Origin of the sequence: uncultured Streptococcus sp. (assembly GCF_915066115.1) — a bacterium.
Lineage (GTDB): Bacteria > Bacillota > Bacilli > Lactobacillales > Streptococcaceae > Streptococcus.
The window spans coordinates 1-8,091 of record NZ_CAJZDT010000087.1; the positions used below are offsets into that span (position 1 = coordinate 1).

Consider the following 8,091-nt stretch of genomic DNA (forward strand, 5'->3'; position numbering starts at 1 on the left):
GGCTAGTTTCCTAGTTTGCTCTTTGATTTTCATTGAGTATAAAATCATTACATTGTTTATAAGTTTAAAAATAAAAAAAGGAGTTTTTGTCATGAAAAACTGGAAAAAATATGCTTTTGCATCTGCTAGCGTAGTCGCTTTGGCTGCTGGTCTCGCTGCTTGTGGAAACCTTTCAGGTAACAAAAAAGCTGCTGACTCAGCTTCAGGTGAAAAACCTGTTATCAAAATGTACCAAATCGGTGACAAACCAGATAACTTGGATGAATTGCTAGAAAATGCCAACAAAATCATCGGTGAAAAAGTTGGTGCTAAATTGGATATCCAATATCTTGGATGGGGTGACTATGATAAGAAAATGTCAGTTATCACATCATCTGGTGAAAACTATGATATCGCCTTTGCATCTAACTATGTTGTAAATGCTCAAAAAGGTGCTTATGCTGACTTGACTGACTTGTACAAGAAAGAAGGAGCAGAGCTTTACAAAGCGCTTGACCCAGCTTACATCAAAGGTAACAGCATTAACGGTAAAATTTACGCAGTTCCAGTTGCAGCCAACGTTGCATCATCTCAAAACTTCGCTTTCAACGGAACTCTTCTTGCTAAATACGGTATCGATATTTCAGGTGTCACTTCATATGAAACGCTTGAACCAGTCTTGAAACAAATCAAAGAAAAAGCTCCAGATGTAGTGCCATTTGCGGTTACTAAGAACTTCATCCCATCTGATAACTTTGACTACCCAGTTCCAAACGGACTTCCATTCGTTATCGACCTTGAAGGGGACACTACTAAGATCGTAAACCGTTACGAAGTGCCTCGTTTCAAAGAACACTTGAAGACTCTTCACAAATTCTATGAAGCTGGATACATTCCAAAAGACGTAGCAACAAGCGATACTTCATTTGACCTTCAACAAGATACTTGGTTCGTTCGTGAAGAAACAGTAGGACCAGCTGACTACGGTAACAGCTTGCTTTCACGTGTTGCGAATAAAGATATCCAAATCAAACCAATCACTAACTTCATCAAGAAAAACCAAACAACACAAGTTGCTAACTTTGTTATCTCAAACAACTCTAAGAACAAAGAAAAATCAATGGAAGTGTTGAACCTCTTGAACACTAACCCAGAACTCTTGAATGGTCTTGTTTATGGTCCAGAAGGCAAGAACTGGGAAAAAATTGCAGGTAAAGAAAACCGTGTTAAAGTCCTTGATGGCTACAAAGGAAACACTCACATGGGTGGATGGAACACTGGTAACAACTGGATTCTTTACATCAACGAAAACGTTACAGACCAACAAATCGAAGATTCTAAGAAACAATTGGCTGAAGCTAAAGAATCTCCAGCACTTGGATTCATCTTTAACACTGACAATGTGAAATCTGAAATCTCAGCAATCTCTAACACAATGCAACAATTCGATACAGCTATCAACACTGGTACTGTAGACCCAGACAAAGCTATTCCAGAATTGATGGAAAAATTGAAATCTGAAGGTGCCTACGATAAAGTATTGAACGAAATGCAAAAACAATACGATGAATTCTTGAAAAACAAAAAATCATAAGATCAATTGATTTCGTGTATTCATTCCTAATTCCTAAAAATGTAATCACTGTTTTCCTCAGACTTATCTGGGGAAGGCAGTGATTTTTTGAAATAAAGACATAGATATTTCTGTTTCTCATTTCCCTTATTTTAACCATTCAGGAAATCTTAAGCACCATTTAGGATTTAGAGTAAGGATTTAGGAAATTATGGCTTATATTAGAGATGTTCCAAGTTTACAAAGGAGGGTTCACATGAAAAAGTATCAACTTCTATTCAAAATAAGTGCAGTCTTGTCTTACTTATTTTTCGTATTTGGCCTTTCTCAGCTAACGCTTATCGTCCAAAATTATTGGCAATTTTCTTCCCAGATTGGCAATTTCGTCTGGATTCAAAATCTCTTGAGTTTGCTATTTAGTGGAGTCATGATTTGGATTCTGTTTAAGACAGGGCACGGCTATCTTTTTCGCATTCCGAGAAAAAAATGGCTTTGGTATTCGATTTTGACAGTATTAGTGGTAGTGCTCCAGATCTCTTTTAACGTTCAGACAGCTAAACATGTTCAGTCAACTGCTGAAGGTTGGGCCGTATTGATCGGTTATAGTGGGACCAACTTTGCTGAGCTAGGTATCTATATAACTTTGTTCTTTCTGACTCCACTTATGGAAGAGCTAATCTATAGAGGATTACTGCAACACGCCTTTTTTAAGCATTCGAGATTTGGCCTTGATTTGCTTCTTCCGTCAATTTTATTTGCTCTTCCTCATTTTTCAAGCCTGCCTAGTTTGTTAGATATCTTCGTCTTTGCAACATCTGGCATCATCTTTGCTAGTTTGACCCGCTATACCAAGAGCATTTATCCTTCCTATGCGGTGCATGTGATCAATAATATTTTCGCAACATTACCATTTTTGCTGACTTTTTTACACAGGGTGTTTGGGTAAAATAATGGCATGAGAGTTAGGAATTATAGTTTTTCAATTTATAAGCGAGTTTCAGGAGGTAAATGAGTATGACAACATTAAAATGGTTTGCCGGAGGCAGTGAAAGACGTTGTGAAGCCATGACGATCATAAATCATCTATTGGAAGATATAAAGGATACGCCTCAATTGACTCCCTTGAAAAATCAATTAGTTACTTATCAAAGAAGATTGAAGGACGATGGGACTTCTACTCCTTTTATATTGAGCCAAATGAATGTTGACATCTCACGTGTGTTGATTGACAATAAGCTGATGTTGTCAGAAAGTCAAGCTAGGCAGATCAAAAAATTGAGAGAACTATCTGCTATTCGCTATGGCTACTGACGAAATGCAGGGATAAATCCCTTTCTACAATTTCCAGTCAAATAAATTGCATTCGTTTTCTCAAGCAGGTATACTAGTATAGTTAGATGAAAAATTCTGAAAATTTAAGAATAGAAAAGAGAACAAATCTTATGGCAAAAGATATTCGTGTCTTACTTTACTACCTTTATACTCCAATTGAAAATGCAGAGCAATTTGCTGCAGACCACTTGGCTTTCTGTAAATCAATCGGCCTTAAAGGCCGTATCCTAGTCGCTGACGAGGGAATTAACGGAACAGTTTCAGGTGACTACGAAACAACTCAAAAATACATGGACTACGTTCACAGCCTCCCAGGCATGGAAGATCTCTGGTTCAAGATTGACGAAGAAAATGAACAAGCCTTCAAGAAGATGTTTGTTCGCTACAAGAAAGAAATTGTCCACCTTGGTTTGGAAGACAACGACTTTGACAACGACATCAACCCACTTGAAACAACAGGTGCTTACTTGTCTCCAAAAGAGTTCAAAGAAGCCCTTCTTGACGAAGATACAGTTGTCCTTGACACACGTAACGATTACGAGTACGATCTAGGACATTTCCGTGGGGCTATCCGCCCAGACATCCGCAACTTCCGTGAGTTGCCACAATGGGTTCGTGACAACAAGGAAAAATTCATGGACAAGCGTGTTGTGGTTTACTGTACAGGTGGCGTTCGCTGTGAGAAATTCTCAGGTTGGATGGTTCGTGAAGGCTACAAAGATGTTGGCCAATTGCACGGAGGAATCGCAACTTATGGTAAAGATCCAGAAGTCCAAGGTGAACTTTGGGATGGGAAAATGTACGTCTTTGACGAGCGTATTGCCGTAGATGTTAACCATGTCAACCCAACTATCGTAGGGAAAGACTGGTTTGATGGAACACCATGTGAACGTTATGTCAACTGTGGAAATCCATTCTGTAACCGTCGTATCTTGACATCAGAAGAAAATGAAGACAAGTACCTTCGTGGATGCTCACACGAGTGCCGTGTTCACCCACGTAACCGCTATGTTTCAGAAAATGAATTGACACAAGCTGAAGTTGTCGAGCGCCTAGCCGCTATCGGTGAAAGCTTGGATCAAGCAGCTACTGTATAAGATCAAACAGTCCTCAGGGGCTGTTTTTCTATGCTTTTTACTCAAAAATCTAAAGTTTGTTTCTGTATCTTTCAGGAAAATAAGGTATACTATATGTAAACGATTTCAAAGGAGTCCAGTTATGACGAAAACATTTTTTATTCCAAATAAACAGAGCATTTTAGGAGAACAAGAGATTTTGACTGCCAAGTCCGTCTTGGCCTTGGTAGATGGTTTGGAGTCACATAGCTATGATGCTGTCTATCTCCGTCAGCCTCTTAACCGTCTCGAGTATATCGAGTGTGCGATAGTGGGGCAATCGCAATTTCTCTTTAAGGTCAGTTATGCTGATGGTCAAAAGGCTTACCGTGTCGATCTTCCTGACCTACTCACGAAGACAGACTGGCAGATTATCAAATCATTTTTAGATGCTCTGCTTGCTTATACAGGAACTGAGATTGAAGGACTAGATGGTTTTGATTTTGAAGCTTATTTCCAAGCAAGTATTCAAGCACATCTGACAGACGCTGCAGCCCGTTTTACGATTTGCCAAGGAATTTTTAATCCTGTTTTCTTTAGTCATGAGGATTTGAAAAGCTTTTTAGAGGAAGATGGCTTGGCACAGTTTGAAGCGCGTGTGCGTGCGGTTCAAGAGACAGATGCCTACTTTGCAAAAGTTTCCTTCTATCAGGATGGAGAAGGACAAGTTCACGGTGTTTACCATCTGGCTCAAGGAGTCAAGACAGTATTACCGAGAGAACCATTTGTTCCTGCGGCCTATATGGAGCAATTGGTGGATAAGGAAGTGCAGTGGGAGATTGACTTGGTTCAAATCACAGGAGATGGCTCTAAACCTGAAGACTATGAAGCTATCGCTCGCTTGGACTATGCAAAGTTCCTAGAGTCACTACCATCAGAATTTTACCACCAACTAGATGCCAATCAATTAGAAGTACAACCCATCCCAGAACAAGATTTTAAAACATTAGCACAAGAAAAGTAATGCAGAAGCAGGTCAATTGACTTGCTTTTTGATATAGAAAAAATCCTGCCATGGATGACAGGATTGAATCTTAAAGAAAGGCCAAGATACGGAGATAATCTCCAATCAGTGCCACTTCAGCTACAAAGAAGAGGAGGATAATGACTCCGTTCACAAGGACAGACAAGAATAATTGATAGAAGGAGTCGGTTTCACTTGCTTGACTTGGTCTTGTAATGATATGGAGACTAGCAAGCAGAATGATTCCAATGCTAATCACACACAAGAGGGCTGTAAATCGTAGGCTATCAAAGAAGGCAAAGAAACTAGCAATAGCAGTGAGGATGATTGGAATTGCCAAGAGTTGACTATATTGTTGGAGAACCTTTTCTAGGGTCCAGTCCTTTTCTTGGTAGATAAATCGTCTCACAACGAAACTACCCAAGAGGAATGAAAAGAAGAAGAGTGTTGTTGCTACTAGGATAGAGATAATCGAAAAGAGATTTAATGAAGCAAATTGTTCAGGGAAGTGATTATGCATAGTTGCTATATGTCCATAGTAAGCATGTTTGATGTGGTAGATACTAAAGAAAAAGGAGGATGCAGAAAACAGAATGAGCAAGATGAAGGCTGTATAACTGTGTGTGCTACTTGTTTCAAGACTGCTTGTAGGAGATTTGAGAGCTTCCACTAGCCAAGACCAAAAATCAAGCACTTGCTCTTTCCATTTATCCGTAGATTTTGGAACTTGGTCGGGGATATAGGGACTTTCTAAGGATTGACTGATAAGAAGGGGCTCTTTCGTGGTTGGTTTTTGCTGAGGAAGTGCTTCTTGACTCTCTTCAGCTATAGTGACTTTTTCTGTTTCTTTAGAAAGATCTTGCTCTTCTTCAGTAGAATCTAATGCTTTCTTTTCTTCTATTTCTGTTCTCGCTTCACTGTCTTCAGGCGTTTCAATTTTCTCTTCTTGCTGGCTTTCCAGTTCGACTTCAGCTTGAGAGACTTCCTCCTCTACTTGAGTATTTTTTTCAATTGGCGTATTGAGATCGGCTATAGTTTCTTCAGCCTTGTCTGCAACATCTTGGGCTTGTTCATCAGGCTTGTTCTTGCTTGTTGTTTTTACAAAATCATTACTTTCAAACCATTCTTGTTTCATGGTAGAACCTCCTTTTTAGTTAGATAAATATGCTTCCATAGTAGCAAATGTAAGCGCTTTTGTCAACGTCTGTTTGGTATGGATGTTAGCTCAATATCATTATCAGCTCTAGCAATGAGTTGATCCTTGGCTTCGGTTTTTTCAGTTTTGTAAGGGTTGCTTAATTCCGTACCTCTTGATTTAGGCTCTTCTCTTGTGAATTGGAAGATAGAACCATAGTTACTTGAGATGTCCCAGTTAATTCGTTGGTTCTCTTTCTGGTCTAGGATGATTCTGAGATACTTTTTGGCAGTCAGTTCAACCTTACCATGGACTTGGATATTTTCAGCGTGGAAGTGCTTCTCTGTTGACTCTAGCTGACTATCTGTAAGGTCTGTATCAAAGATATTGACGATATTAGGGGTTGTGAGTTTACTGTTTTTGATACGACTTCCTTCAATTCGGAGGAGATAGCTGTTTGTATTGAGGGTCGCATTTTCAAGGCTAGCATTTATGATGGTGGTTTGTCTGCGATTGGCTGAGATGTTGATTCCTTTTAGGCTTCTTCCTTTTGGCAATTGGAGAATAACTTCATCAAAACGACTAGAGTAGCTACTTGCGATATGAAGAATCCCGCCAATTCCAGAAGAGAGAAACGGACTTTCAGACAGTTTCTTATCAGTGAGGCTCAGCGTTTTATCGTTCTGATTGGTGATAAGATCATGGTTAGCAGAAATAGATGGATGATAAGAAATGTGGATTTGATCATCGAAAGAGTCTGTGATGGTGAGCGCGTGTTGGTGGAGCGTAATCTCTAGGTTTTCGACTTCCTTGCCAAAGGTCATCTCTTCCATCCGACTATCATAGACAGGTTCTTTGGACATGGCAAGTAGGCTCTTGATTCCGTCAGATTGGATACCTATAAAAAGCAGGATAAAGCCGATAACGGTAGTCACCACACCAAAAATGAGAAATCCTTTTGTCCATTTACGCATGCTGGTCACCTCTCTTTCCTTTTTTGAGAACAAATTGCACCAGGCGAACAATGAGTAGGCCGAAGAAGCGGGCTACATAGGAAATACCTAGTAAGACTAGTGAAGAAGCACCGATAGCCAGTAAACCAGAACCGAAAATCAAGATAAAGGCTGATTTAGCTTGGGCTAAGACAGTGAAACTTTCAACTAAAAATAGGAATCCGCCGATGATACCTAGTATGGAAACCGCAAAGAAAGCCAGAATGACAGTCAAAGCAGCCACAAGGATTCCGAACAGAGCCACGAGGATGGCGATTCCCAGAGGAATGCCGATGGGGGCTGCAAGGAGAGCTAACAAGGCGATATGCAAAATTTGTCTGTTATTCTTTTGAGCGGGTGCTTCATTGATTTTTTTATCGAGAAGATTGGAGAGAACTTCGTGAGCTGCTTCTTTAGGAGTTCCCAAGCTAGCGATGAGTTCTTCTTCTCCTTCGACTCCAGCATCGTCAAAGAGTTCCCTGAAATAGTCCATGGCTTCAATTTGGTCAGCCTGAGGCAGTTTTTTGAGATAGAGTTCTAGCTGAGTCAGGTATTCAGTTCTTGTCATGGCGGATACTCCCTTCTATGATGCCATTAATGGTGTCTGTATAGAGTGCCCATTCATCTTTTAGGGTCACGAGCTGTTCTATACCACCATTTGTCAAGGAGTAGTATTTGCGCATGCGACCTTGGAACTCTCTAGAATAGGTTGTCAGAAAGCTATTGCCTTCCAATTTTTTTAGGATAGGATAGAGTGTAGATTCTTTGATATTAGCGATGAGCTTAATGGTTTGGCTAATCTCATAACCATAAGAATCATCCTGCTCCAGTACAGCCAAGATGAGAAATTCAATCAAGGCAGAGGATGTTGGAAAGTACATGGGGAACCTCCTTTTCTAATGTGTAAGATTTTTATATATAATTTTTCTATACATACATTGTACATCTAAAAGAAAGCCCTGTCAAGAAATATGTGTAAAAATTTTATATATAAAAAACTC

General features: G+C 39.7%; 9 protein-coding genes. 5 read left to right on the forward strand and 4 right to left on the reverse strand.

Annotated features, from left to right (window positions below; translation table 11 throughout):
• Positions 1-91 precede the first annotated feature (91 nt).
• The 5 genes from QZ565_RS06630 to QZ565_RS06650 all read left to right on the forward strand — a co-directional run bounded on the left by QZ565_RS06630 (position 92) and on the right by QZ565_RS06650 (position 4,963).
• The gene (locus QZ565_RS06630; RefSeq protein WP_295527277.1) at positions 92-1,573 is read left to right on the forward strand and encodes an ABC transporter substrate-binding protein; all 1,482 of its coding nucleotides are present in this window, start codon (positions 92-94) and stop codon (positions 1,571-1,573) included.
• 235 nt (positions 1,574-1,808) lie between these two features.
• On the forward strand, positions 1,809-2,498 hold the full coding sequence (locus tag QZ565_RS06635; RefSeq protein ID WP_295527280.1) for a CPBP family intramembrane glutamic endopeptidase: 690 nt from the start codon (positions 1,809-1,811) through the stop codon (positions 2,496-2,498).
• 68 nt (positions 2,499-2,566) lie between these two features.
• A complete protein-coding gene (locus QZ565_RS06640; protein WP_295527283.1) occupies positions 2,567-2,863 on the forward strand; it encodes a bacteriocin immunity protein in 297 nt (98 codons plus the stop codon).
• Between the two features lie 131 nt (positions 2,864-2,994).
• On the forward strand, positions 2,995-3,981 hold the full coding sequence (locus tag QZ565_RS06645) for a rhodanese-related sulfurtransferase (protein ID WP_020902652.1): 987 nt from the start codon (positions 2,995-2,997) through the stop codon (positions 3,979-3,981).
• 121 nt (positions 3,982-4,102) lie between these two features.
• On the forward strand, positions 4,103-4,963 hold the full coding sequence (locus QZ565_RS06650) for a DUF4299 family protein (protein ID WP_295527287.1): 861 nt from the start codon (positions 4,103-4,105) through the stop codon (positions 4,961-4,963).
• Positions 4,964-5,033: 70 nt separating this feature from the next.
• Here QZ565_RS06650 and QZ565_RS06655 read toward each other — a convergent pair whose 3' ends face one another.
• The 4 genes from QZ565_RS06655 to QZ565_RS06670 all read right to left on the reverse strand — a co-directional run bounded on the left by QZ565_RS06655 (position 5,034) and on the right by QZ565_RS06670 (position 7,971).
• Positions 5,034-6,098 (reverse strand): DUF6574 domain-containing protein, encoded by a 1,065-nt coding sequence (locus tag QZ565_RS06655; protein ID WP_295527289.1) that lies wholly within the window; start codon positions 6,096-6,098, stop codon positions 5,034-5,036.
• A 62-nt stretch (positions 6,099-6,160) separates the two neighbouring features.
• Positions 6,161-7,072 carry a DUF4097 family beta strand repeat-containing protein gene (locus tag QZ565_RS06660; protein WP_295527292.1) on the reverse strand — a complete coding sequence of 304 codons (912 nt, stop codon included), beginning with the start codon at positions 7,070-7,072 and terminating at the stop codon, positions 6,161-6,163.
• Positions 7,065-7,658 carry a DUF1700 domain-containing protein gene (locus QZ565_RS06665; protein ID WP_020902112.1) on the reverse strand — a complete coding sequence of 198 codons (594 nt, stop codon included), beginning with the start codon at positions 7,656-7,658 and terminating at the stop codon, positions 7,065-7,067. The genes QZ565_RS06660 and QZ565_RS06665 overlap by 8 nt, the downstream gene beginning before the upstream one ends.
• Positions 7,645-7,971 (reverse strand): PadR family transcriptional regulator, encoded by a 327-nt coding sequence (locus QZ565_RS06670; protein WP_000273858.1) that lies wholly within the window; start codon positions 7,969-7,971, stop codon positions 7,645-7,647. The genes QZ565_RS06665 and QZ565_RS06670 overlap by 14 nt, the downstream gene beginning before the upstream one ends.
• Positions 7,972-8,091: the final 120 nt, after the last annotated feature.